This is a genomic window from Cryobacterium sp. Hz9 (assembly GCF_004402825.1).
Classification (GTDB): Bacteria; Actinomycetota; Actinomycetes; order Actinomycetales; family Microbacteriaceae; genus Cryobacterium; species Cryobacterium gelidum.
Genome location: NZ_SOFC01000022.1, coordinates 284,797 through 308,677, shown reverse-complemented (window position 1 = coordinate 308,677; position 23,881 = coordinate 284,797). Strand labels below are relative to the sequence as shown.

The 23,881-nt window shown below is 64.5% G+C and carries 22 protein-coding genes, 1 tRNA gene and 1 pseudogene; 8 read left to right on the top strand and 16 right to left on the bottom strand.

The window, feature by feature from the left end; genetic code table 11:
• A pseudogene (locus tag E3N85_RS16370) lies at nucleotides 1-339 on the top strand (hypothetical protein); the annotation flags it as partial.
• On the opposite strand, the gene E3N85_RS12460 reads toward E3N85_RS16370, so the two are convergent.
• The 7 genes from E3N85_RS12460 to E3N85_RS12430 all read right to left on the bottom strand — a co-directional run bounded on the left by E3N85_RS12460 (nucleotide 293) and on the right by E3N85_RS12430 (nucleotide 8,335).
• The gene (locus E3N85_RS12460; protein ID WP_134463603.1) at nucleotides 293-1,528 is read right to left on the bottom strand and encodes a glycosyltransferase family 4 protein; all 1,236 of its coding nucleotides are present in this window, start codon (nucleotides 1,526-1,528) and stop codon (nucleotides 293-295) included. The pseudogene E3N85_RS16370 and the gene E3N85_RS12460 overlap by 47 nt on opposite strands.
• Complete coding sequence (locus E3N85_RS12455) at nucleotides 1,525-2,655, bottom strand: hypothetical protein (protein WP_134463601.1); 1,131 nt, start codon at nucleotides 2,653-2,655, stop codon at nucleotides 1,525-1,527. Before E3N85_RS12455 ends, E3N85_RS12460 begins: the two co-directional genes overlap by 4 nt.
• Nucleotides 2,652-3,650: a glycosyltransferase gene (locus E3N85_RS12450; protein WP_198412106.1), complete on the bottom strand. Its 999-nt coding sequence runs from the start codon at nucleotides 3,648-3,650 to the stop codon at nucleotides 2,652-2,654. The genes E3N85_RS12455 and E3N85_RS12450 overlap by 4 nt, the downstream gene beginning before the upstream one ends.
• Before the next feature lie 77 nt (nucleotides 3,651-3,727).
• On the bottom strand, nucleotides 3,728-5,356 hold the full coding sequence (locus E3N85_RS12445) for a polysaccharide biosynthesis tyrosine autokinase (RefSeq protein WP_166783950.1): 1,629 nt from the start codon (nucleotides 5,354-5,356) through the stop codon (nucleotides 3,728-3,730).
• Between the two features lie 105 nt (nucleotides 5,357-5,461).
• A complete protein-coding gene (locus tag E3N85_RS12440) occupies nucleotides 5,462-6,394 on the bottom strand; it encodes an alpha/beta hydrolase (RefSeq protein ID WP_166783949.1) in 933 nt (310 codons plus the stop codon).
• Nucleotides 6,391-7,449: an acyltransferase family protein gene (locus tag E3N85_RS12435; RefSeq protein ID WP_166783948.1), complete on the bottom strand. Its 1,059-nt coding sequence runs from the start codon at nucleotides 7,447-7,449 to the stop codon at nucleotides 6,391-6,393. The genes E3N85_RS12440 and E3N85_RS12435 overlap by 4 nt, the downstream gene beginning before the upstream one ends.
• A gap of 118 nt (nucleotides 7,450-7,567) precedes the next feature.
• Nucleotides 7,568-8,335: an HAD-IIB family hydrolase gene (locus E3N85_RS12430; RefSeq protein WP_198412105.1), complete on the bottom strand. Its 768-nt coding sequence runs from the start codon at nucleotides 8,333-8,335 to the stop codon at nucleotides 7,568-7,570.
• Between the two features lie 80 nt (nucleotides 8,336-8,415).
• On the opposite strand from E3N85_RS12430, the gene E3N85_RS12425 reads away from it, so the two are divergent.
• A complete protein-coding gene (locus E3N85_RS12425) occupies nucleotides 8,416-9,042 on the top strand; it encodes a flavin reductase family protein (RefSeq protein ID WP_134463597.1) in 627 nt (208 codons plus the stop codon).
• Nucleotides 9,043-9,088: 46 nt separating this feature from the next.
• Here E3N85_RS12425 and E3N85_RS12420 read toward each other — a convergent pair whose 3' ends face one another.
• Nucleotides 9,089-11,308, bottom strand: coding sequence for an acyltransferase family protein (locus tag E3N85_RS12420; RefSeq protein ID WP_134463596.1), 2,220 nt, complete (start codon nucleotides 11,306-11,308; stop codon nucleotides 9,089-9,091).
• A gap of 296 nt (nucleotides 11,309-11,604) precedes the next feature.
• Here E3N85_RS12420 and E3N85_RS12415 point away from each other — a divergent pair, with 296 nt between their 5' ends.
• Both E3N85_RS12415 and E3N85_RS12410 read left to right on the top strand, forming a co-directional pair.
• Nucleotides 11,605-11,955 (top strand): zf-TFIIB domain-containing protein, encoded by a 351-nt coding sequence (locus E3N85_RS12415; protein WP_134463640.1) that lies wholly within the window; start codon nucleotides 11,605-11,607, stop codon nucleotides 11,953-11,955.
• A 98-nt stretch (nucleotides 11,956-12,053) separates the two neighbouring features.
• A complete protein-coding gene (locus E3N85_RS12410) occupies nucleotides 12,054-12,530 on the top strand; it encodes a hypothetical protein (RefSeq protein ID WP_134463594.1) in 477 nt (158 codons plus the stop codon).
• Nucleotides 12,531-12,557: 27 nt separating this feature from the next.
• On the opposite strand, the gene E3N85_RS12405 is transcribed toward E3N85_RS12410, so the two are convergent.
• From E3N85_RS12405 to E3N85_RS12380, 6 genes are all read right to left on the bottom strand, one after another.
• Nucleotides 12,558-13,583 (bottom strand): YeiH family protein, encoded by a 1,026-nt coding sequence (locus tag E3N85_RS12405; protein ID WP_134463592.1) that lies wholly within the window; start codon nucleotides 13,581-13,583, stop codon nucleotides 12,558-12,560.
• A 120-nt stretch (nucleotides 13,584-13,703) separates the two neighbouring features.
• Entirely contained in the window at nucleotides 13,704-15,014 is a 1,311-nt protein-coding gene (locus E3N85_RS12400; protein ID WP_134463590.1) for a UDP-glucose/GDP-mannose dehydrogenase family protein, read from the bottom strand.
• Nucleotides 15,015-15,209: 195 nt separating this feature from the next.
• Nucleotides 15,210-16,097 carry an aminodeoxychorismate lyase gene (locus E3N85_RS12395; protein ID WP_134463588.1) on the bottom strand — a complete coding sequence of 296 codons (888 nt, stop codon included), beginning with the start codon at nucleotides 16,095-16,097 and terminating at the stop codon, nucleotides 15,210-15,212.
• Between the two features lie 122 nt (nucleotides 16,098-16,219).
• Nucleotides 16,220-17,269 (bottom strand): anti-sigma factor, encoded by a 1,050-nt coding sequence (locus tag E3N85_RS12390; RefSeq protein ID WP_134463586.1) that lies wholly within the window; start codon nucleotides 17,267-17,269, stop codon nucleotides 16,220-16,222.
• Nucleotides 17,266-17,850, bottom strand: coding sequence for a sigma-70 family RNA polymerase sigma factor (locus E3N85_RS12385; RefSeq protein WP_241978484.1), 585 nt, complete (start codon nucleotides 17,848-17,850; stop codon nucleotides 17,266-17,268). Before E3N85_RS12385 ends, E3N85_RS12390 begins: the two co-directional genes overlap by 4 nt.
• A 303-nt stretch (nucleotides 17,851-18,153) precedes the next feature.
• The gene (locus E3N85_RS12380) at nucleotides 18,154-18,783 is read right to left on the bottom strand and encodes a DNA-directed RNA polymerase subunit beta (RefSeq protein WP_134463582.1); all 630 of its coding nucleotides are present in this window, start codon (nucleotides 18,781-18,783) and stop codon (nucleotides 18,154-18,156) included.
• A 101-nt stretch (nucleotides 18,784-18,884) separates the two neighbouring features.
• Between E3N85_RS12380 and E3N85_RS12375 the strand changes: the two genes are divergently transcribed.
• Nucleotides 18,885-18,957 (top strand) — tRNA-Lys (locus E3N85_RS12375).
• Nucleotides 18,958-19,019: 62 nt separating this feature from the next.
• On the opposite strand, the gene E3N85_RS12370 is transcribed toward E3N85_RS12375, so the two are convergent.
• Nucleotides 19,020-19,529 (bottom strand): MarR family winged helix-turn-helix transcriptional regulator, encoded by a 510-nt coding sequence (locus tag E3N85_RS12370; protein ID WP_134463580.1) that lies wholly within the window; start codon nucleotides 19,527-19,529, stop codon nucleotides 19,020-19,022.
• A gap of 60 nt (nucleotides 19,530-19,589) precedes the next feature.
• Between E3N85_RS12370 and E3N85_RS12365 the strand changes: the two genes are divergently transcribed.
• From E3N85_RS12365 to E3N85_RS12355, 3 genes are read left to right on the top strand one after another with little or no spacing between them, the layout of a single operon-like run.
• Nucleotides 19,590-20,699 (top strand): ABC transporter substrate-binding protein, encoded by a 1,110-nt coding sequence (locus E3N85_RS12365; protein ID WP_166783947.1) that lies wholly within the window; start codon nucleotides 19,590-19,592, stop codon nucleotides 20,697-20,699.
• A gap of 58 nt (nucleotides 20,700-20,757) precedes the next feature.
• Nucleotides 20,758-22,176 (top strand): APC family permease, encoded by a 1,419-nt coding sequence (locus tag E3N85_RS12360; RefSeq protein ID WP_241978483.1) that lies wholly within the window; start codon nucleotides 20,758-20,760, stop codon nucleotides 22,174-22,176.
• Nucleotides 22,177-22,180: 4 nt separating this feature from the next.
• Entirely contained in the window at nucleotides 22,181-23,191 is a 1,011-nt protein-coding gene (locus tag E3N85_RS12355; RefSeq protein ID WP_134463576.1) for an acetamidase/formamidase family protein, read from the top strand.
• 165 nt (nucleotides 23,192-23,356) lie between these two features.
• Here E3N85_RS12355 and E3N85_RS12350 read toward each other — a convergent pair whose 3' ends face one another.
• Nucleotides 23,357-23,875 (bottom strand): pyridoxal 5'-phosphate synthase, encoded by a 519-nt coding sequence (locus E3N85_RS12350; protein WP_134463574.1) that lies wholly within the window; start codon nucleotides 23,873-23,875, stop codon nucleotides 23,357-23,359.
• Between the last annotated feature and the right edge of the window lie 6 nt (nucleotides 23,876-23,881).

Sequence of the window (23,881 nt, the reverse complement as noted above, 5' to 3'; positions counted from 1 at the left end):
AAGGAAGGCACCTCGAACGGCATCATTCGCGACAACGTCATCGATGGCGCCAACATGCCGCGAGCCAATGAATGGGTCAAGGTCAAGGGCAACGACTGGCAGATCTACAACAACCAGGGCAAGAACAGCACGCTGCACGGCTTCGCGGTCAACGGAAGCGTCACCGGTTGGGGCCTGCGCAACTCGTTCTTCGGCAACACCGTCGCGGTCCAAGCGGCCGGCTATGGTTTCTACATCCACGAAAAGGGCAGCAATGGTTCCAGCGACACCAAGGTCTACTGCTCGAACAGGGTCACCCTGGCAGGGTCCGGGTTCTCGAACCAGGCGTGTATTTCGTAGACACACGCTGTGATCTCCGGTCGAGGGCAGTTCTCCAGCTGCGCTCGACCAGCGGAAAGGCGGCGGCCGCCGAATAGGTGGCCTCGAAGGCGGATCTGGCCAGATCCGCCTTCTTGGCGCGCCACGGGGCATCCGTCATCGCCTGCCGCAGCGCCGATTCGAGCGAGTCGACATCGCCGGGTTCCACGATCACCCCCACACCGTTTGCGAGCACTTCGGGAATCCCTCCGACCCGGGTCGCCACGACGCAGTTGCCACGGGCCATGGCTTCGAGAATGAACATGGGCATCGCCTCGTCACGCGAGGGCAACACCGCTATCGCCGACCGTTCGAGCAGCACCATGAGGGCCCGGTGGCTGAGCGGTCCGACGAACTCGGCCCGGGTGAGCGGCGCCACGGGCTGATCGGTAATCGGACCGGCGATGATGAGCCGCCAGAGCGGATGCTCGGGCGCAACCCGCTGCCACGCCGCCAGGAGCACGTCCACGCCCTTGCGTTTACTGACCGCGCCGCCGAACACCACGAGCGGTTCGATCGTCCGAACGACGCCGTCGGCGACCGCGTTCGGTACGAGCACGATTCGTTCCCCCGGCACAAATTCGGCGGCCACGGCGCGCGACTCGGCCGACAGGGTCAGCACCACATCGGCCGCGCGCAAAATACGCCCGACCAGGCCGGGTCGTTTCTTGGCAAAGTCGGCGAAGGAACTGCCGTGCAGCTGGGCCACCGTGGCGAACCCGCGTGCGTGGGCGAGAGCAAGCAAGGCTCCTTCGCGTGCGAAGGAGCCACCCTGCGAGAGGTGCGCGATTACGACGGTGCGCTCGGGTTCCGCTAACCGCAGCAGCTTCCAGAAAGCGGATCCCGCCACTACGGCCGCCCGTACCCCACCACTGCCATCTCGCGAGGAGACCAGACGCACGTCGAAGTCGGCGAAGGAATGAGCGAGGTAACCGTTGACGACCTGACTCATACCGCCGGCAACCTCGCCGCTGCGCCCGATGTGCACGGCGAGCAGCCGTTCCGTCTTCACGGAAGGCACGGGCAGAATTGGGACTGAAGCGGGGGCGGGGGCAGAGAGCAAGGCTGAGACTGGGGGCGGCACGATGTTGCTCGGTTCGGTCTCGTTCGGTTCGGATTCAACCCGTGCGACATCGATCGGCCCGGTGTCGCCCGCTTCGGCGAGGCTCACCGCACGCTCTCGTGCGTGAGCACCTGGTCGAGCAGGCGACGAACGGTTTGTAATTCGTCCTGGGCCTCGGCCAGCCCGGCCAGGATAGCCGCGCGTCGACCGACCAGGTTCTGCAACCGCGCCGTGATCTCGTCGGCACGCAAGCCCGAGCTGGCGATGCTCACGTCGTGCAGTCCGGCGGCGGCGAAGTGCCGGGCAATCTTGTCGGATTTAGTGTCCACCAGGAGCGCGGCGGGAACCGCCCCCTCGGTGAGGGCGCCCACGAGCACGTGCAGGCGATCACTCACGGCGAGCGCCGCCCGCTGGTATAGTGCGCGCAGACGCTGCTCTTGCTCGTCGTGCGCGGTGCCGTTCCAGCGCAAGGCCTGACCCCCGAGGTCGGTGGCGAGCTGGCCGCACTTATTGTCATCGCGCAATACCTGGGTGACGCACCAGATTTTGAGTCCGTTGGCGGCCGCGACGGCGCGCACCCCGGCGAGCCATGCGGCGCTCGGGTAGCCGAGGTCGGAGCGCATCGACACGACGAGTAGGTCGCGGCGCGCGCTACCGCTCGAGTCGGTACCACCCGCATCGGCATCGCTCACAGTGGCACGGCTGCTGACTCCGGCAAAGGCCAGGTCGGGCATGATCCCGCCCTGCCCGAGATACCCCGCCGTCGCAGCATCCCGCCACATCGACATGTTCGATAGCGCGATCGAGGGGCCCATGAGGGCACGCGGCAGCGGCGCAAAGTTGCGGCTGCCCACGCCGATCCGGGCGACGCGGCCGTGCCGTGCGCGCACGAGGGCAAGCACTGGCAGCATGGCGAGATGCTCTTTCATGCCGATCAGGGTGAGCTGAATCTCTCCGGGTTTGAACACGTACGAGGCCCGGCCGCGCGCCGCACTGCGCAGCGCCGCCGTGTACCAGCGGCGAAAGGAGCGGTATCGCACGTCGTCGGGTCTCAGCCCCAGGCCCTCGGCGTAGCCGTCGGGTGCCTCGCCGACATACACGTGCAGCGGGCCGCTTGTGCGCAACCAGTCGAGCAACTGGCGACGCAGCAGAATGTCACCGATGTTGTCGTATTGGCCACGTGCGGGCACGAAGATTTCGCGCGGTATCCGGTGGTGTCGCGTGCGTTCGCTCATTGGTCGCTGGACTGCGGTATGCGCTCCGCAGTGGTAGTGGCAGTGGCGATGGCACGGCTGGCCGCGAAACGGATGACGTCAGCCGTCAGGTCGGGCGCGTCAACGGCACGGGCCACCCCAAGGCGCTGGGCGAGCTCGGCGATTTGCATCTGGTGGTCGTCGACGTGTTCGTTGCGGTGCTTACGGCGGGTCACGATCACCGGAAAGATACCCATTTCGAGCAGCCCCATGAAGGTGCCAACGCCAGCGTGGGTGATGACGACGTCGGCGGTCAGCGCGGCGTGTATGAACTGCGTGGTCGGCATGATCTGACATACCTCACCGGGAAGATCGGTGCGGTTGGTAGTGAAACCGAGCTGCCAGACGGTGCGCTCATCGGCCAAGCCGCTCGCGAGCACGGCATCGACGAGGGAATCGAATCGGTAGCCCTCGATGGTACCGAGGGTGACGAAGAGGCGCGGATGATCCGGCGCGCGCCGGGTCAACGATTGGTAGGTGGAGAGCACGCTGGGGTGTGTGCGCCAGCGCTTGGTAGCCCAGGCTGGATGCTGGGTGCGCAGGCTGACGAGGTGGCTGGCAGCGAGTATCCGCCCGCTGAGCGATGGCCCCTCGACCCGGGAGACACTCTCGATGTACAGGCTCGGCACGCCGCAGAGCGCGGCCTGCGGGAGCGCGGCGACGGCGAGGCCCGCCCCGGTACTCACGGCGCCGTCAAATTTTTCATGCTGGAGCACCCGGCGCAGGATGCCGGCCGCCCGCATCATGCCGAGGTAGTCGCGGGGGCGCACATATGGTACGTGGATGCGGCGACGGCCAGCGAGCAAGGACCGGCTCTGCGCGGAATCAAAGGTGATCCAGAGCGAGCTCGGCGTGGCTCCGAGGCCCGGTGCCAGCCGCACCAACTGGGCCAGATGCCCGCCGGTGGAGGCGACGAGCAAAAGCTTCCGTCTCGGGGTAGTCGACGGATCGATCGGGTGTGACGCATGCGTGGACACTCAAGCTCCCTTCGGGTACCGATGAACTGTTTCCAACGCGCGTCCTCGAACGTGCGTCACAGAGCGCGATGGGTGGGCTACCAGGTGACGCGCTGTTGGGCTGAGGTATCTATCCGGGCAGACTCGCTGTTTTGCGGGACGGAACGACTCGCGTCGGTCGTGTCCGCGTCGGTCGTATTCGCGTCGGTCGTATTCGTGTCGGTCGTATTCGTGTCGGTCGTGTTCGCGTCGGTCGTGTTCGCGTCGGACGTGCCAGCAGCGTCGGACGTGTTCGCGTCGGACGTGCCAGCAGCGTCGGTCGTATTCGCGTTGGTCGTGCGGGTGGCACGGGGTGTCGATCGGGTGGTAGCCGCGAAGCCGTTGTCACGCACGAGCGCGTCAGGACCACGTGCAGGAACCATGGCCAGCACGACGCCGAGCGGCGTGGTACCCACCGCTGCGAGGGCAGCGAAGGCGGCGATCAGTTCGGGTTCGCGCACGCGGCTCGCGCCGACGACCAGAATGGTGCCGCCGGCCCAGCGGCTCAGCACGGCCGCATCGGTCACCGCGAGCACCGACGGAGCGTCGATGAGTACGTAGTCATAACTGCTGCTAAGCACATCGAGCACCGTGCCCATGGCAACCGATCCGAGTAATTCGCTTGGATTGGTGGGGATCCTGCCCGACGTCAAGACGGTAAGCGGATGCAGCGTGCCCCACAATTGCAGGGATTCCTTGAGCTGCACATCGCCAACCAGCACGTCGGTCAGACCACGATCGGCGTCGAGGCCGAGGTAGTGGGCGAGCCGGGGAGTTCGCAGATCGGCGTCGATCACGGCGACAGTTGCGCCGCTCTCGGCCAGCACGATGGCAAGATTCACAATCGTCGTGGTTTTACCCTCCCCCGAGACCGAGGATGTCATCAGAAGGCTGCGGCGACTGGTGTCGGCGTCGGCGTCGGCGAACTCCAGGTTGGTGCGAAGCACCCGGAACGCCTCAGCGCGGGCAGTAGACGCACCGTCGGGTGTGATGATCGGGGTGGCGCGCGCTTCGCGCGGGATACCGCCGAGCACCGGAACGACCGTGAGTCGTTCGATGTCGTCGCGGTTGTAGATGCGGCGGTCGAGCAGCCCCAGGATGAGGGCGGTGACAAAGCCCACCAGCAGTCCGGTCACCAGGCCGACGGCGAGGTTGAGGTAGAGCAGGGGCAGCGCGGGGTTGTCGGGGGCGACAGCGGGGTCGAGAACGCCGACCGTGACCGGACTCGCACCCCCGGCAGCGGGCGTTTCCAGCTGGTTGATGACGACGTCGGTGAAACTCTCCGAAACGGACTGCGCGAGCTGCTGCGCGGCATCCGCCGTTGGGGCGAAGCCGGCGATTTCGATGACGGCCGAGCCCGGCTGGGTCGTGGCCGTGACCCGCTCGGCGAGGTCGACCGCGCTCTCATTGAGGCCCAGGCTCGCGATCACCGGATCGAGCACACGGGGGCTCGTGGCGACTTCGAGGTAATACGGCAGCCTCTGCACCACGAAGTTGTTGCCCTGCACGAGGTCACCGGGAGTGGACAGGAGTTGGATCTTCGCGGCCACGAACACTCGGGTGGAGGATTCGTATTGCACCGGGGTCAGCATCGCCGCGGCTGCTCCACCGACCACGCCAAGCAGGGTGAAGGCGACGATAAGAATCCACCGTTTTCGCAAAATTCGAACCAGTCGTTTCAGTTCCATATGCACTTCTCCCCGCGTTATCGACGCGTCGTGCTTCGGGTGCACGGCGACAAGTCCCCATGTTGGCATAAAAAACCTCACTTTTGGACAGTCCGCAATGGGGATTTATTTGGTTTGTGTTGAGGAGTTGACCAAATTGTCCAGCAGGAACTGCCGGATACTTGCTCTCGTGGCCTCGTCGAGAAGCTCCAAGGCGTGTCGTTTACCGGGTTTCACATCGAGAATGACAGGCACGTGGACCGCTTGGAGCGCGCGCGCCATAGCCTGGCCCTGCTGGAGAGGAACGAGTTCTTTTTTTGAGATGGCCACGTAAAACGGCGGATCGGTCTTGTCGACGGAGTACAGTGCCGACGCGTCGCGGGCGTTCGGGCAATCGGTGAAGTCAGAGCAGCCGAGATATTGCAGAATCGAGGCGACCGCCTTTTTCGATGGGTCACCGAGCACGAGGCCAGCTTTGGTGAGGTCGACCGCCGGCGACAGTGCCACCACCGCCGCGACCCGGTCACCGCGAGTCAGGCTCCCGGTGCCCCTGGTTCCGATCGAGGAGGCGATGATTGCTCCGGCCGAGCTGCCGACCAGTCCAATGCGTTCGGGGTCGATGTCGAACTCGGCGACTTGATCCGGCTCGCGCAACCATTCGAGCGCATGGGTGACATCGTCCACCTGCGCTGGATACGGGAATTTCGGAGCCAGCCGGTAGTCCACCGAAAAGGCCGCGATGCCGCCGTCGGCCAGCTCCGAGCACAGGGCGCTCATACCGCCGTAATCCTTCGTTCCGCTGTCGAAGCCCCCGCCGTGAATGAGGATCACCGCTGCGCTGGCCGCCTTCTTATCCTTGGGCAGGCAGGCGTTCAACAGAAGCTTCTCGCCACTAACGGTGCCGTACTGCAGGTCATTCTGCAGCACGACCGTGTCGCCGCGCGCATTCGCGGCGGGCTTGGTGGACGAGACGGAGCAGCCGCTCAGCACCACACCCACAGCGAGCAAGCCGACACCTGCTGCGAGCAGCGCAGCCGACAGAGGCCGGGTTTTCTTCACAACAGATCTCCATTCAAGTGAGCCCGACGCTGGACCGATTTGGTCTGGCGCGTGCGGAACGGGCTGACCCAGAGGAACGAGAACCGGCGCAGGATCCTGGCGAGGTAGAGCGAGGCGACGAGCACGATTGCGGCGAGCAGGAATGGCAGGACGTTGCCGGAGCGTTGGAGCCACGGCGCATCGGCAAGTGGGGCGAGCAGCGCGAGGGCGCCCGCCACGAGAAACAGGTGCAGCAGGTAGATCTGAAAGCTGTATTGACCGAGCGTGTTCATGAAGTTCAGCCACTTCACGCGCACCAAAAGGGTGGCCAGAGCGACGCCCATTGCGACGGCGACGGCGCTTTCGAGCAGGATCAGCCCGGGCATGCGCGAGAGGTGCAGTGGCACGAGAAGCACGGCGAGTCCGATATACGCGGTAACGAGCACGACGGCGTGCCATACACGCACCCGGGCGGCCAGGCGGTAGACCGTGTGCGAACAGTAGATGGCGGAGATGAAGAAGATGAAGTTGGCGGCGACACGGTCCCAGCCGACGTTATCGAGGTCGAGCACTCCCGGCGTTGTCGATACGATCGCCAAGGCAGTGGCGAGGCCGATTTGCACTGTGACCGGCAGCCTACGAAGCAGCCAGGCGAGCAGGGTAAAAATCGCCAGAGCCCAGATGAACCAGTAACTACTGGTGGGCCACACCGGCAGCAGCACAATGTTGTACAGATCGGTCGGGGATCGTTCGGTGCCGCGAAGGTGCGGCACCACGACGTAGAACACGACGCGGATGAACGACCACAGCAGGTACAGATACACGAGCACGAGCAGGCGGCGACGCCAGAGATCTTTCAGGTTCCAGGTGAGCATGCGCGCTGCCGTGAGCCCGGCAACGAAGAAGAACATCGGCATTGGAAAGAAGCCAAGCACGAGGCGCAACCGCGGGGTGCTACCGGCCAGCCCGAGGTCGTTGAGGAACAACGACGAGTGGTACAGCACGACAAGAATAATCGCCGCGCCCTTGGCGAAGTTGATCCATTCGCGGTTCTCGGGGGCCTGAATCGTTTTCACAAACGAAACGTACACGAGAAAAACTCAAGATGGAATCGTGCCCGCGTTTTTAGGTCTAGCGGAATCGAATAGATCAGTCCGCCCCGAGCTGCGGTGCCAGCGCCGGTCTGAGCCCTTCTCAGACGGTGACGTAGCGGGGAATCAGGTCTTCGAGCAGGGCGGCAGTGTCGGGCCAGCCCTCGACGGCGATGCACTCCACTCCGAGAACCTTAACCGGATAGTCGTTGCCGTTCTCGTCGAGGCGGTCGCCGACGAACAGCATGTCTTCGAGGCCAACACCGGTGAGGTCAGCCAGCCGTTTCATACCGTAGGCCTTGTCAATACCCTGCCGGGTGATGTCAACGGATGTCGACCCGCCGGAACGCACCTCGAGGTCGGGGAGCAGTGCCTGCACGGCCTCGCGCAGGGCATTCTTCTTCTCACCGGTCGGATCCCAGCCGACTTTGGCGGCAACCGGCGCAGCCTGGCCGAGGGCGGAGAAGGTGATCTGCGAACCGCGGTCTTCGAGGATGGGGCCCCAGGTCTCGCTTTCCCAGTAACCCAGGCGGCGGGCGGTCTGCTCGACGGCGCCGAGGGCCCGGGCCTTCTGGTCGTCGCTGAGGTTCTCGGCGTACACCTGGGTCCAGCCCTGGTCGTCGCTGCGATAGTACTGGGTGCCACAGGTCGGCATGAGGTGCAGGCGGGCGAGATTGTCGGTACTGATCTCGGGCAGGTTGTCGATGATCTGCGACTGGAATTGACCGAACTGGCCACCGGAGATAACGCAGACCTCGGTGACGCCGAGCAGCTTCACGAGCAGGTCGATCATGGTCGGGTCGAGCGCAGACTTGGACGGCGCGAGCGTATCGTCGAGGTCGAAGGCCACTAGGCGGGGAAGAATAGACACCAGACCACTCTATCGGCGCAGATCGGGTGCGGGAGTATGCGTGCGGTCCGGTCGGTGGGGCGAGTTGTTAGCCTGAACGGGTGCGTACTGACTTTGACCCCCGAAATCTGCCCCGCCGTGACTTCTACCGCCTGCTGAACTCGCTCGTGGTGCCGCGGCCCATTGCGTGGGTGTCGAGCCGTTCAGCAACGGGCGTCGACAACTTGGCGCCGCATTCGTTCTTCACAGTGGCATCCGTCTCGCCAGCAATCGTGCAGTTCACCTCGGTGGGCGTCAAGGACACCCTGCGCAATATTCTCGCCACTGGGGACTTCGTGGTGAACTTCACGCCGGAATCACTGTTCGAGGAGGTCAACGCGACCGGCACCGACTTCGAGCCCCAGGAGAGCGAGTTCGACCGGGCCGGGCTCACGCGGGAGCCGAGCCTGACCGTGGGATCCATGCGGGTGGCCCAATCCCCCGCGGCAATCGAATGCCGCCTGCATTCCACGCTGGAGCTCGGCGATTGCACGCTCGTGTTCGGCGAGGTGACCCACATCGCCGTCGCATCTGACGTGCTCGACGATGGCGGGCATCCGCTCGTTGAGAAGCTGCGGCCCCTGTCGCGGCTGGGCCTCGACGAGTGGGGAACGATCGGCGAGGTCAAGGAGATCCAGCGCATTCGTGCGAGCGACTGGCCGCGCGAGTTTCGACCGCGCGAGCAGTGAATCGTCTAAACCGGGATCGATAAGCGGATGCGCCGGCTCGCCAGGGTCAGGCGGCCGGCGGGAACAGGGCCTCGGCCAGCAGCGGGCCGAGCTGGGTGCTGGCCTCGCGCACGAAGTGTTGCCCGTCGAAGAACACCGGAGTGTTGTCGACGAAGGCCGGGCAGTTATTGTCGACGCACAGCCATGGCACGACGTCGACGTATTGGGCGAAGTCGCCAAACTGCTCGATTGCGTCCTGCTCGCTCGCGACGACCTTCTGGTAGAGGTTTGACGGGCTATAGGTGCAGTCCGCGGGGGCGCTCGTGAGAGTCTTACACTCGGCGAACGGGGTACTGGCTGGCGGCGGCGAGAGCACCGCGACGTGGTCTGTTGACCCCTGCAATGACGTGATCGTGTCGACCGTGGCGGTCTGCCACTCGGTCAGAGCGACGGCTCCTTCGTTGCCGCTGGCCAGGCGCACGATGGATCCAGCCAGGCTCGACATGATCACGAGGTCGGGCGATAGTCGGGCGACCTCGGAGTAGACCCAGGCGTGGTGGTCGTCGCACGCGGCGGCGGACGCGTCGGAGGCATTCTTGGGCGCGACCGAGATGTTGACGGCCGGGCAGGAGAACATGGTTAGCGACTGCACGTTATAACCGAGTGGTTCGAGTGCGGCGCGGATGGCCGGCATGTAGCTGATCGCCATGGAATCACCCAGCAGCACCGCGGTCTTGGCCGCTGTGGCATCGCCGTAGCGGCAGCCCGCCGCGTTCTTCTCACTGACCGAGAGGCAGTTGTCGTCGACCCATTCCGGAGCGCCGGAGTCGTCGCCGAGCGCGTCGAACGCCGGGGAGGTCTCGGGCCAGGCGGTGCTGGTCAGGGCAGCAGTGATGGCGGCCTGCCGGATAGTCAGCAGAGTCGCGGGTAAGGCGGGAGATTCCACGGCAGGCTCGGCGTCCGCGCCGAGCGGAGCCGGGTTTACGGCCGACCCGGACGCCGTACGGGCGTTCACGGCAATGAACGAGATCGGGACGATGGCGAGGGTGACGACCACGAGGGCGCCGATCCAGGCCCGAGCGGGGCTAATGCCCCAGGGGTGCTCCGCGGAGGGGCGCAGCATCCGTTCGCGCTGGCGAGTGTGGGAATTCTCGAGCCAGAGTGAACGCCGGATGGGATCTTCGACGAAGTGAAAGGAGAACACCGAGAGGGCGACCATCAGCACGAGGGCGAGCGGCAGGTAGATCGGCGAGTCGGTCGCGAAGACGGTGGCGAGCAGAATCGCCACCGGAAAGTGCCAGAGATAGAGCGAGTAGGAGATTTTACCGATGTAGCGACTGAGCGGGTTGGTCAGGGGGAACAGCAGGCGCTGCGTGGGCTGGCCGACGCCGGCTGCGATGACCAGAGCTGTTCCCAGGACCGGCAGCAGTGCCCACGGCGCGGGAAACGGCGAGTCGCGGCTGATCAGCACGAGACTGGCGGCGATGAGGGCGAGGCCGAGCCAGGCGAGCACGGGGCGCACGGCTTCGGGCAGCCTGGCGATGCCGGGTGCCGAGGCGGCGAGCAGGGCGCCGATGCCGAGTTCCCAGGCGCGGGCGCCGGTGGAGAAGTAGGCGATGGCAGGGCTGGTGGAGGTTTCAAAGAAGCCCCAGGCCAGGAATCCGAGGGTGATGACACCGGTGGTGACGGCGACCGTGGTGACGAGGGCCCGGGCGCTCAGGGAGCGGCGGCCGACGAGCGCGAAGATGATGATGAGCAGGAACGGCCAGACGAAGTAGAACTGTTCTTCGACTGCGAGCGACCAATAGTGCTGCAGCGGGGAAACGGCGTTGGTGGCCTGCAGGTAGTCGGTGCCCACGAACGCGAAATGCCAGTTGGCGACGAAGAGTGCCGAATAGATGCCGTCCCAGAGGGTGCTCAGGGCGCGGGCGCTCGGCAGGAGCAGGAACCCGACCGCCACGGTGACGACGAGCACGAGCAGGGAGACCGGCAGGATACGACGGATGCGACGGCGGTAGAAGTCGACGAGGGAGATGCGGCCGGTACGGGCATGTTCCTTGAGCAGCAGGCTCGTGATGAGAAAGCCGGATATGACGAAGAAGATGTCGACGCCGATGAAGCCGCCGGAGGGCCAGCCCAGCAGGTGGTCAAAAATGACGACGACCACGGCGACGGCGCGCAGGCCCTCGATGTCACCGCGAAAGGTTCGAGTGGCGGACTTGCCGCCGGTGGCGTTGGCCGGGACTGGTCCGCGCCGACCGTGTTCCAACATGGACTGAACGGACATTCATAGCCTCCGACTCTATTTCGGAACTGGTACCTGGTCGCCCCGGCATTGGGACGCGCCCTGCGATTATGACGTAATTTCAACTCTTTCGGCAAACCCCGCACCGGCGAACCCGAGCGCCTGCGGTGCTCGTGCCCGGATTCGCCGCCGATGCGATGCTGCGAAGCGGCGACTTCGCGGTCGAGGCCGGTTTTCGCGGCCGGTCAGCGCCGGTAGCCCTGGCCGGTGTGCGGCTCTCAGGAACAGCCGGAGTTCACTGTTTAGGGTTGAAGACCGACCTGTACTGGAGGAACCCTATGAAGTGCCCAACCGACTCCGCCACTCTCGTCATGAGCGAACGTAGCGGCGTAGAAATTGATTACTGTCCAGAATGCCGCGGCGTCTGGCTCGACCGCGGTGAGCTCGACAAGATTATTGATCGTGCCGAAAAGGAATTTGCTGCTGCGGCGCCCGCTCAGGTTGCCAGCGCGGCACCCGTGGTTGTCGCTGTGCCTCAGCAACAGCAGTATCCGGATGCTCGCACCCGGGCTCCGCAGTATGGCGACCGCGACCGCGACCGCGGATATGACCGCGACCGCGATCGTGACCATCGGGATGGTTATCGCCCGAAGAAGAAGGAAAGCTGGCTTGGAGACCTCTTCGGCTAAATCCCGAGGAATAGGAGTTGGTCGATGACTTGGATTAATGCTCAAGCCAGTGCTGAACCAACTTCACCCGGTGGCTCGGCATGCCTTCTGAGGGCAGCGTGACCGCAGCATTTGCGGTCGCGCTCGCCGGGGTATCCGTTCTCATCCTGCTGGCGCGGCTGGTGGTGCCCCAGCTTCCCCTGGCCGGGCGCTCGGTCAGGCTGTCGGTGGTGGACGCTGTTCTGCTCGTCTGCGGCGTTGTGGGTCTGGCATTCCATTGCTTCGCCATGTTTTATCGATCCCTGTTCGACGGGATCGGGCCGCTAGGCCCCCTGGTTGACATGGTCAATGCGATGAATGCTGCGAGCATCATCCTGTTCGTTGTCCCGGCGTTGCTGGTGCTGATCGGCTTGCGCCGACACTATCGGGTGGCGCTTGCGGTGTTGGCGCTGACCCTGCTCGTCGTCGGCGTCACCATGTATGCGGGGAGTCCGCTGAACGTGCATCTTGGTGCCATCTTTGTCGCTGTCATCGCTCTCGCGGGCCATGTTGCGCTCTTCGTCATACCGCCGTGGCAACATGCCGCGCAACCGTAGCGGGCGCGAGCACGCCGGGCTGCCGAGTCATGTCAGGTGGACGGCTCCGAGGGCGAGAGCTGCGATCAGAGCCCAGGACAGCAGCCCGACAGCAAGCGGCCGGCCCCCCGTGCGGAGCAACGTACCGAGGTTGACGGCCGTTCCGAGAGCAAAGAGTGCCATCGCGAGCAACCCGGTCTGAACAACGTCGGCGGCGTTGAGCACCTGCTCGGGCAGCGGGATCAGCGTGCGCACGAACATCGCCACGATGAAACCAGCGACGAAAAGCGGAAGAATGGGTGGGCGCTTCGCCACGCCGCGAGCGTTCACGCTAGCAGCAGGGACGTTATCCGCGGGGAGAATGGAGCGCCCTGCCTGGTGGTGACGCTCGACCATGGAGGCGACGGCGATGACCGGGGCGAGCATGAGTACCCGGGTGAGCTTGACGACGAGCGCCACGGCGAGCGCGGCCGAGCCGGCAATTTGAGCGGTCGCAACGACCTGACCGACATCGTGTACGCCGGCGCCGACCCAGTGGCCGAACTGCAGTGCGCTCAACCCGAGCGGATGCCACAGCAGCGGCAACACGGCGATCGCAAGGGTTCCGCATAGGGTCACGAGGGCGATCGGGGTAGCCGTCTCCTCGTCTTTGGCCTGGACGACGCCGCTCATGGCACCGATCGCGGAGGCACCGCAGATGCTGAATCCCGTCGCGATGAGCAGGGGTTGGTGGCCGGGTAAGCCGAACCAACGGCCAAGTCCCAGGGTGCCGGCGAAGGTGGTGAGCACGATAGCGACGGTCGTCGCGACGGTTGCCCAGCCAAGCGCGGCAATGTCGACGAGGCTCAGTTTGAGGCCGAGCAGCACGATTCCCAGCTGCATGAGCGGCTTGGCGGCGACGGACAGGCCGGGCGCGAGGGCTCCGGCGAGCGCTGGACGTGCTGCCGGGATCTGGCCGGCGACGATTCCGAGTACGACAGCCACGGTGAGCAGTGGGATGGCGGGCACTGCTGCGTGCACACCCCAGGCGGCGAGGGCGGCGAGGGCCGCCACGAGTACTCCTCGAAGCCACATTTATACGAGTCTAGGCGGGCGTGCCGGTGTGCCCCGCCCAGGCGAAGTCGCCCAGGCGCGGGTGCACCCAGGCGAAGTCGACCGTCCAGCGAATATGCGCCTGGCCGTAGCCGTGGAGGGTTAGGGGCGACCCAGGCCCCGGTAGGTCCAGCCGGCGCCGCGCCAGACGGCGGGGTCGAGGGCATTGCGGCCATCGATGACCGTCTTCGTCGCCACGAGCGAGCCGGCCCAAACCGGGTCGAGGTGCCGAAACTCAGGCCACTCGGTGACGAGCACGACGGCATCCGCTCCCCGCAGGGTGTCTTCGAGCGATTTTGAGTACACGAGCTGCGGGTGGCGCGCCTGTGAGTTATCGATGGCCTGCGGGTCGGTGGCCATGACTTCGGCACCGAGGCCACGCAGCTGCACGGCCACGTCAAGCGCCGGCGAGTCGCGCACATCGTCGGAGTACGGTTTGAAGCTCAGGCCGAGCACAGCGACCTTGGCGTTGTAGACGGAGTCACCGAGCGCGTCAACGGTCAGGTCCACGACGCGTTGGCGCCGACGCAGGTTGATCTTGTCGATCTCTTTGAGGAAGGCCACGGACTCGCCGCGCCCCAACTCTTCGGCGCGGGCGGTGAAGGCTCGAATGTCCTTGGGCAGGCAGCCACCGCCGAAGCCGACACCGGCACCGAGGAAGCGCCGGCCGATGCGGCCGTCGTAGCCGATGGCATCCGCCAGCTGGGTGACATCGGCACCGGTGACCTCGGCGATCTCCGCCATCGCATTGATGAAGCTGATCTTGGTGGCCAAGAACGCGTTCGCGGCAACCTTGACCAGCTCCGCCGTGGCGTAGTCGGTGATGACGAGAGGGGTGTCGGCGGCCAGGGCCGTGGCGTAGATCTCGTTGAGCAGCGCTGTGGCATGCTCCCCGGCAGCTCCGGCAGGCACCCCATAGACGAGGCGGTCGGGGCTGATGGTGTCTTGCACGGCGAATCCCTCGCGCAGAAACTCTGGGTTCCAGGCCAGTGAGGCGCTGCTGCCGGCGGCGATGAGGTCGGCCAGTCGGGCGGCGGTTCCCACCGGCACCGTGCTCTTACCCACGACGAGGTCGCCGTCGGCCAGATGCGGGATGAGCGATTCCACGGAGGCATCGACGTAACGCAGGTCGGCACTGTAGCTGCCGGGCTTCTGCGGCGTGCCGACGGCGATGAAGTGCACCTGCGAGCCCGCGGCATCCGCGATATCGGTGCTGAACCGCAGACGACCGCTGTTCATGGCCGACGTAAGAACCTCGGGCAGTCCGGGTTCGAAGAACGGGGGCTTGCCAACGGAAAGTTGGGCGATTTTGGCGGCGTCGACGTCGATGCCGACGACGTCGTGCCCCAGTTCGGCCATGGCCGACGCGTGAACGGCACCCAGGTAGCCGCATCCAATGACAGAAATTCTCATGTATTCCTCTCGGTCAACCCAGAGCATACTGGGCGTGGCATTTCGGCTCAATTCGAGCGTTTTACCCCGCAGATACCCGGTCCGCGTTGTCGGCGGGCCCGAGGCTGCGCCATGGCCGCGCCCACTCCGGGCGGGCGCGCCAGCCGTAGTAGGCGCGCACTCCGGAGGTGGGCGCCGTGACGAGCCCGTTTGCGACTATGCGGATCGGGCCAGCAGGTAAGCGTTCAAGGCCTCGGTCAGGGCTTGATCGGCGGGGAACGGCTTGTCGTCGAGAGCGACCACCGACACAGCCAGGCGCACGCTGGAGACGAGCCACGCGGCATCCGCTCGACGAAGCTCCTCGACGGTGACATCACGGTATTCGACCCGTTCGCCCTGGTTACCCAAGTAGTCGAACACGCTCTGCTGGGTGGTTCCGTGCAGAATCGCTCCACTCGGCGCGGGCGTGATGTAGGTGCCGTTGCTGCGCAACACGACGCTTGATGTCGGGCCCTCCATGACGAAGCCGTCGGTGGTGAGAAAGATGGTGTCATCGGCGCCGCGGCGGTGAGCCTCGCGAATGGCCGCCATATTCACGGCATAACTGAGAGTCTTGGCGCCCATGAGCAGCCAGGGCGCGCGCTCGGCGACACCGCGTGGGTAACCGCGGTCGAGGGTGATCACGCGCACGCCCTGTGCACGTACCGTGCTGAAGTCGGCGGCGGCTGTGGCGTGCAGCCAGGCGGTCGGCGCCGGACCGCTCTCGACGCCGCGGCTGAGCACGAACTTGAGGGCGATCTCGCCACGCTGCGGAACACGGGCGACGGCGTAGGCGATCGCTGCGCGCCACTGCTCTTCGTTCGGCATCGGCAAATCACAGATACGCGCGGAATTGCGCAGCCGGCTGATGTGCGGCTCGACCTCCTGCGGGTGGCCATTGACGACGGCGAGAGTCTCGAAGATCCCGTCGCCGCGCTGGGTACTCAGTTCGCCGACGCGCAGGGCCGGGGAACTGGAATCCATCTCGTGAAACGTGTCATCGAAGTTCGACTGCACCGAGTCGGCTGGCATGGGGTCGATCAGCAGGGTGAAGGGCAATCTCATGCCCTTCAGCCTACTTCGCGCGGGCATCCACTCACTGCGGCGAGCGGATGCCACCACCCCGACCGAATCACCCACCGGCCGGGAGGCACGTCTTCGGCGCAAAAGCGCGTGCGGCCAGCGGGCTAGCTTTGGAAGGCGATGATCGGATTGCTCGTGGGCTGGTCGGACCCACCCTGGGGTTCGACCGTGACGCCGACCTGATCGCCGGCGTGCATCGTGCCATCGAGCACGCGCCAGGCAGTGCCGTCGCCGCTCGAGTCGAAAATGCCGGCCGAAACCGCGCCCTCGCCGTTGATGTACCAGAGCTGGTAGTCCTGGTTGCCGGACAGCACGGGCAGGTTGTCGACCAGCAGCGCCGAGATTCCCAGCGTGTTGGACCAGACCAGGGTGGCTTCCTGGCCGTCGGCCGTGGTGGTCGCCGCCCGCTGGGAGTCGCCGGCCGAGTTGATCTGCGCCAGCCCGGAGGCTTGCTGCGACTCGAACTGGTTGTTGTTGAATGACTGCCCTAGAAACGCGCCACCGACGAATAGAACAGCCGCAGCCGCGGCGGCCAGCATGAACTGGGCTGGACGCTGGAACCAGCGTGTCTGGGCACGGCCCGTGGCCCCCGACGCGCGCGTCCTCCCGGCCGACGGGACTCCGCTAGCCGAACGGATGTCGCTGACCGGCCGGGTTGCTCCGGTGTCGGCAGGCGCGGTGGCCTCGGCGGACGGTGCTGCGCCCGCATCGCCGGGGATCGCGGCGGCCTCGGCGGACAGTGCTGCATCCGCATCGCCGGGGATCGCGGTGGCCTCGGCGGACGGTGCTGCATCCGCATCGCCGGGGATCGCGGCGGTGAGGGCCGGCGTCGCCCCGGGAATGGGAGCGGCAGCATCCGATGCCTGAGGCGCAGGAGCAGCGGCACGCGATGCGGGCACCGGCGGAAGCTGTGGAGTCGACGCAAGCATCGACATGAGGTTGACCTTGAGCGCGGCGGAGGGCTGCACGGGCGCCACGGCGAGGCCGAGGGCCACGGCAGTATCGTTCAACTCGGCTGCCTCGATGCGAGCACCCTCAGATTCAGCGAGGTGCGCCTCGAAGGTGCTGCTGTCCTGCGCGTCGAGGGCGTGCAGGGCGTACGCGCCGGCCAAGTCGGCCGGGTGTTGCTCAGTTTGCCCAGTATGTTCGGTCATGCTGCCACACCCAATTCATCGCGCAGGCGGATTAGTCCGTCGCGGAGCCGCGTTTTCACGGTGCCCAAAGGAATGTGGAGCATGTCGGCGACCTCGCTGTGACTGAACCCGCCGTAATACGCGAGGCTGACAGCCTGACGCTGCAGCTGTGTCAATCGAGTCATCGCCTTCTCCACCCTTTCATGTTCGATTCGTACTTCAACAGTTTCGGCAACGTGATCGTAGGCAACGGCCAGGTCACGGATTCCGATTTTGGTATCACGGTCGCGTCCGGCTTGCGACGACCGAATGCGGTCGACCGCGCGCCGGTGTGCCATGGTGAGAATCCAGGTGCTCGCACCACCGCGCGTTGATTCGTATCTCGCCGCCGACTGCCAGATCTCCAGAAAAATCTCCTGGGTCACTTCCTCCGATTGTGCGTGGTCCACAAGCAGACGCTTGACCAGGCCGAGCACCCGCGGGGCGATCTGGTCATACAGTTCTCCGAAGGCCGATTGGTCGCCGTGGGCTACTCGAGTGAGCAGCTCCTCCTTGGTGGCAGGGGCTGCCGGTGCGAGGTCTCCGGCGGAATCAACAGTCATGAGATCAAGCATGTCAGGTCTTGTCCCGTTCCATGACTAGGGTTCGGTGCGAAGTGCCTAATGGATTGGTCTAGCTGAGAATAATCCGCGAAAAATGGCGACTGGGCCGTTACGGTAATCGCGGTCGGTATTCCAGAGCTGACGGGATGAGGAAGGCCGGGCCGCAGAGCACCTCTCGGCGCGAGGCCGCTCGGAGCGGCGAATAATGGAACCCGGGATTACTGCGGCCCGACCAGACTCCAGTGTATTCGAGCTGGGCCGTCGGCGTCGAATGTTCGCCGTCGGCGCACAGCAGATTCCGGGCTACTCGAGCGAGCCTCGTCGCCAGAGGCGGGCACAGGCGGTGAATTCGGCGCCGGTCGTGGAAAAGCGCAGTGCCCGCGTCGTCAACTCGGAGGAGCGGTGGGGCTCTGTCAGCTCGAGGTCGTCGGCGATGCTCGCCGCTCCGACCGCGGTAACCCGGCAGTAGGCGGCACCACGGTCGAGGGCGACGGCGAAATCACCGGTGAACAATCCACGCAGAATCTCGTCGGCGAGAATGATGATCTCCGCCGGACCGGTGGGTACCGCAGCGCCCGCGACGAGTGGATCGATCGTGGCGGCAGCATCCGTTCCCCGTTGATAAAGGTACGCGCAACCGTCGGGATCCTGCCGAATCAGCATGCGAATGAGGTAGATGCGCCAGAGTGCGCCCGGCAGGCTGCGCGGAGCGGCCCTCGACCACAGCTCGGCAACCGCGTCGATGCCGTGCTCGTCGGTGTAGGCGACGAGGCGCTCGACCGTCTCGGGATCGGGGTCGCTGCGCACCCGGTTGAGCAGGGCCTGCGCGGTCTCGTGGGCGACCCGGCTGATGGCGGCGGGATCGTCGCCACCCTGGAACGCTTCGAATTTGTTCGCGGAGAACAGGGTGGGCTTGTGGAAGTTGTCTGCCATGGCGGTTCTCCTCGTTCCAGTGCGCGCTCGGGTGGCGTTTATTGGTGCCTCCACGCTACCGAGAAAAGCTGGGCGTGAATCCACGGTAGATTAGAGCCTACGGGCCTCTAGCTCAGTTGGTAGAGCAAAGGACTTTTAATCCTTGGGTCGTCGGTTCGAGCCCGACGGGGCCCACAATGAGCGCACGTAGCGCGGCAAATGCGCACCGAATCCTGTGATTCGGTGCGCATTTTGCGTTAGCGAGGCCCGTCGGTGCGAGATTGCGGGTCAAAGTCCGCGCCTTTGCCACCCAGCGCACGCGCGGTGAAGTTAGCGGCTTCGAGCAAGGCCGTCGCGGCATCCGAACCGAGCCTCTGCTGGAGAGTTCGTTCCCAAGCCGCGACGATCCCACGAATGCGTACAAGTTTGTGACGGCCCCTGTCGGATACATGCACTGTGATTCGCCTGCGGTCGGTTGCGGTCGGTAATCGAAAGGCACAGGCCGCATCCTCTAGCGCGTCCACCGTTCGGCTCAGGCTCGCATTCGCCATACCCGATGCCTCAGCCAGTTCCCCCATCGTCGGCGAGTCGAGTCTCTCCAGTGTCTCTAAGATGCGCCACTGATCGGGCGTTGCCCCCTCCTCCGATAGCGCAACCGTCAACCCAAGCGAGAGACGCCGTTCGAGGTCGGACAGCGTCCAAACCAGCTCAGCCAGCGGGGCCGCGAATCCTTGCCCGGGCCGTGCGCTGTGCGAATCCTCGGCCATTCCCCTCCTCGGCAAGCGTGTGACACGACTGGTGATTTCTCAGGCGCAATAATGGGGTCTATGACGTCACCGGTCAGCATATTACTCCCGAGCGAAGTTCTGCTGAGCGGCCCCGCTCCGCGCGTGCTTCGGCTGGGACTACTCGCGCCACTGTCAGGCCTGCTGGGCGTGGCTGGGCCGTCAATCATCAATTGCGCAATCTTGGCCGGGGAGGAAATCTGCCTGGCCACCGAGTCGGTCATGGAACTCCTCCTGATCGATGCGGGCGGCATGCCCGATGCTGTCGCTCGCGAGGTCGATCTTCTGGTCGGAGCAGGGCTGGTCAACGGCCTGGTGGGAACGCATACATCCAATATTCGGGTAGCCGTGGAAGCGCGTGTTGCCGATCGGGTACCCTACGTTTTCACTCCCCCGCACGAGTTCAGTCGGGCCCGTGCAGGGAGCGTCTTTCTCGGCAGCGACCCCAAGGAACATCTGCGTCAGCCGATAGCGTGGCTGGCCAGGAATCGACGGGTGACGCGATGGGCTCTTATCGGCAATGACTATGTCTGGCCGCGTCAAGTACATGAAGCGGCCACTTCGGTGCTGCGCGAGCTCGGGCAGCGCGTCGTGTTAGACCGACTGGTGCCGATGGGCCACGTCAATGCAGCCGAACTCGTGGCGGCAACCCGGCGAGCGGGTGCCGACGCGATTTTAATCTCACTGGTAGGCCGCGATGGCATCGAATTTCACCGTGGGGTCACCGAGTTGGATGCCGGCCAGTCCTTTGTGAGGCTCTGTACCGCCCTGGACGAAAACTGTCTGGTTGCCGTCGGCGGCGACTCGAGCGGTGAGCTGTATTCCGCCATGCCCACTTTTTTGCAGCAGGCTGATGATCGGCATCTTCGGTTGCTGTCATCCTACGTCGCACGCTTTGGACTGACGGCACCCCTACCAGGTTCCTATGCCGAGGGATGTTACGACGGCGTGCATGTGCTGGCCGCCCTGTGTATGAGTGGCTTGCTCGCCAACAAATCGGCGGTCGACGCGGCCGGACAATTGTTTGCCGAAGGCGCGGGCAGTCCCGCAGGCAGACCGAAGCACGAATTCGACCTCACGCGCCGACCGATGCAGCTGGCGCGTGCGAATCACACCGATCTCGAGATTGTTGGGATGCCCCACGGGGTGTAGCCTGATGAAAATTTCCACTTGGAAACAATGATGTTTTTTGACGACGATTGGATCACGCGTGAGCACCACGACCAACCCTCTTGGCACGGCCACTTCCGGGATCGAACAATTTGGCTACAAGCAGGAGCTGAAGAGAACGCTGACCTTCAGCGACCTCATTATTTACGGCTTGATTTTCATGGTACCGATCGCACCTTTCGCTATTTTCGGCGGTGTCTTCCACGACTCGGGCGGAATGCCGCCGGTCGCGTACATCATCGCGTTGGTCGCCATGATGTTCTCGGCCAATTCGTACTCACAAATGGCCCAGGCCTTCCCGATGGCCGGGTCCGTTTACACCTACGCCGGTCGCGGGATCAACCGTCCCGTCGGCTTCATCGCCGGTTGGATGATCCTGCTTGACTACATCCTCATTCCGACCCTGCTCTACTTTGTCGCTGCCATCGCGATGAACGGAATTATCAGCCAGATTCCAATTTGGCTGTGGCTGATCCTCTTCGTGGCGCTCAACACGGTGATCAACTACCTGGGCATCCACCTTGCCGCCGTCGTGATCCGCGTCATGCTGGTGCTCGAACTTTTGGTGCTCGCCATCTTTCTGGTTGTCGGCATTGTCGCCATCTCGCAGGGCAAAGGCCAGGGATTCAGCCTCGACGCGTTCTACAATGCGGATACTTTCTCCCTTCCACTGCTATTCGGCGCCGCTTCCATCGCCGTGTTGTCGTTCCTGGGCTTCGACGGAATCTCCACCCTGGCCGAAGAAAACAGCGGCAGCAGCAAATCTCTCGGTCGCTCGATGATCGCCGCGCTATGTCTGCTGGGCGTTTTGTTCATCGCACAGACTTGGGTCGCCTCAATGCTGGTGGAAGACCCTGCAGCCCTCATCGCGAACGGCGACCCGACGGGAGTGGCCTTCTACGAGGCGGCCGCTGTCGCTGGCGGACCGTTCATGTACATCCTGACCGCAGCCTCGACCGCCATCGCTTGGGGTTTTGCCAATGCACTCGTCGCTCAGGCATCGACGTCTCGCCTGCTCTACGCGATGGCGCGCGACCGCCAGTTGCCCAAATTCCTCGCCAAGGTGAGCGAGAAGCACAGCGTACCGGTCAACGCAACATTTCTGGTCGCCGCGATCTCCCTCATCCTGGGACTGTTCCTGACTTTTCTGCCGGATGGACTCGGTGCCATCGCTGCTTTGGTCAACTTTGGCGCTTTGACGGCATTCCTGCTGCTGAATGTGTCGGTCGTGTGGTGGTTCATCGGGAGGCAGAAATCCCGGCGTTGGTTCGTGCACCTGGTTTTCCCGGTACTGGGATTCGTGGTTCTCGCTTTCGTGCTCTATAACGCCCGCGTATCCGCCCAGATCCTCGGCGTGGCATGGCTGATCCTGGGAATTGTGGTTGCGGTCATACTCTACAAATCGGGTCGCATGACCAACCCTGTTCCCGTCGAGTCTGCACAGACTGAGACGAGGTAGCGATATGACAGTGCACCAGCTCGCTCCCCTCCCCGAACAGTATTCCTATGTGTTCGGGGGGCGTGACCCCCTACTGAGCGTGCGCCCCGGCGATATCGTAGAAGTCAGCACGGAGGACTGCTTTGGCGGACGGGTAACGAACCCCCGAGACATCCCCAGTCAGATCGTACCGTTCAACGAGCTCAATCCGGTCTCCGGTCCGATCGAAATGGTCGGTGCGGAACCCGGTGACCTGCTGGCCGTACATTTTGTTTCGATCGTCCCGGCGCGCCCGTATGCCATCTCGAGTACCTTCCCGCTCTTTGGCGCGCTCTCGGCAACGCAGGAGACGGCGATGCTGCACGAGCCGCTCGAGGAGCGGGTATGGTTCTATCGTCTCGATCTGGATGCCTGGACGGCGACGTTTCGGGCCAAGAACTCGGACTACACGCTCGCCCTTCCGCTCGATCCCATGCATGGAACGGTGGGTGTTGCTCCGGCGGGCGGTGAGGTTCGGTTGGTCGTGACGCCTTCCACCCACGGTGGCAATATGGACACACCGGAAGCGCGAGCCGGGACGACTCTTTATCTTCCGGTCAATGTCGCCGGGGCAATGTTGTCGCTCGGAGATGGTCACGCGCGCCAGGGCGAGGGCGAGGTGTGTGGCACCGGACTCGAATCGGCCATGCACTCGGTTATCGCCCTCGACCTGATCAAGGGCGGTGCCTCGGCGTGGCCGCGGCTCGAAAACGATGAGTTCATCATGAGCACCGGGTCAGCGCGGCCCTTGGAGGACGCCTTTCGGATCAGCCAGAAAGATCTCGTGAGCTGGGCTTCCGACCTGACCGGTCTCGACACTCTTGATGCGTACCAGCTGGTCAGCCAAATGGGACTTTCACCCGCTGCAAACGTATGCGATCCCAACTATACGATGGTCGCGAAACTGCCCAAGTGGACTCTGAAGGAGGCTCAAGCCTACGGCGGAGTGCACGGTCGGCTGCGCGCCGCAGCCGAGGAGTACACTGCGGCGCGGTAGCCCTGGCGTCAAACTCCCACAGGTTCGGTGCGCACGTGCATGCGCTGATGTGCCGACGGCGCCCGCATCGATGCGACTGGTAAAAAGTGGTGCTGCCCGTAAAATTTCGTGAATCAGCCACCACGATCACGCCAGATCGGGCGAACGCATGTTTTGAGCCCGGCCTTAGAGCACGTACCGGTGGCGAATGTGGTGGCGATCACTGCTTGCCTGCCAGAACTCCACCTCCGTGGGATGCAGGGCAAAAAGCTGCCAATCGGGGTTGTCGCGGCCGTCGGCGCCGGGGCGCTCATCCCAGTCGCGAGCGGATGCCTCGGCCGAAAGCAGGGTGACCACGCCACTAACGCGCACCTGGCGACCAAATTTCGCCCAGTAGAAATTCATGGCGGCCTGCGGGTTTGCAGTGAGTTCCCGGCCTTTGCGGGAGCCTGTCGTGCTGGCAAAATGCCAGGCTCCCTCGTCGATGTTCTTCAGAATCATCATGCGGGACGATACCTGACCGGCTTTGGTCGTCGTCGCGAGGCTGAAAGCGTGCGGCTGCGGTACCCCATCCGCGAGCGCCGCTTCGAGCCACTCCAGGAACAGGTCAACGGAATCGGCCGGTGCACTGGCCGGATCGAATTTCGGGAGATCGTTCGGAAAGTCCGGGAGGGCCCGGAGGCGTTGACTGAAGGATTCGCTCACGCCGCG

Excerpts from the sequence above, each read along its gene's own strand:
- E3N85_RS12455 (WP_134463601.1), bottom strand. The coding sequence starts at position 2,655 with ATGAGCGAACGCACGCGACACCACCGGATACCGCGCGAAATCTTCGTG.
- E3N85_RS12445 (WP_166783950.1), bottom strand. The coding sequence starts at position 5,356 with ATGGAACTGAAACGACTGGTTCGAATTTTGCGAAAACGGTGGATTCTT.
- E3N85_RS12420 (WP_134463596.1), bottom strand. The coding sequence starts at position 11,308 with ATGTCCGTTCAGTCCATGTTGGAACACGGTCGGCGCGGACCAGTCCCG.
- E3N85_RS12415 (WP_134463640.1), top strand. The coding sequence starts at position 11,605 with ATGAAGTGCCCAACCGACTCCGCCACTCTCGTCATGAGCGAACGTAGC.
- E3N85_RS12405 (WP_134463592.1), bottom strand. The coding sequence starts at position 13,583 with ATGTGGCTTCGAGGAGTACTCGTGGCGGCCCTCGCCGCCCTCGCCGCC.
- E3N85_RS12400 (WP_134463590.1), bottom strand. The coding sequence starts at position 15,014 with ATGAGAATTTCTGTCATTGGATGCGGCTACCTGGGTGCCGTTCACGCG.
- E3N85_RS12395 (WP_134463588.1), bottom strand. The coding sequence starts at position 16,097 with ATGAGATTGCCCTTCACCCTGCTGATCGACCCCATGCCAGCCGACTCG.
- E3N85_RS12390 (WP_134463586.1), bottom strand. The coding sequence starts at position 17,269 with ATGACCGAACATACTGGGCAAACTGAGCAACACCCGGCCGACTTGGCC.
- E3N85_RS12385 (WP_241978484.1), bottom strand. The coding sequence starts at position 17,850 with ATGACTGTTGATTCCGCCGGAGACCTCGCACCGGCAGCCCCTGCCACC.
- E3N85_RS12380 (WP_134463582.1), bottom strand. The coding sequence starts at position 18,783 with ATGGCAGACAACTTCCACAAGCCCACCCTGTTCTCCGCGAACAAATTC.
- E3N85_RS12370 (WP_134463580.1), bottom strand. The coding sequence starts at position 19,529 with ATGGCCGAGGATTCGCACAGCGCACGGCCCGGGCAAGGATTCGCGGCC.
- E3N85_RS12365 (WP_166783947.1), top strand. The coding sequence starts at position 19,590 with ATGACGTCACCGGTCAGCATATTACTCCCGAGCGAAGTTCTGCTGAGC.
- E3N85_RS12355 (WP_134463576.1), top strand. The coding sequence starts at position 22,181 with ATGACAGTGCACCAGCTCGCTCCCCTCCCCGAACAGTATTCCTATGTG.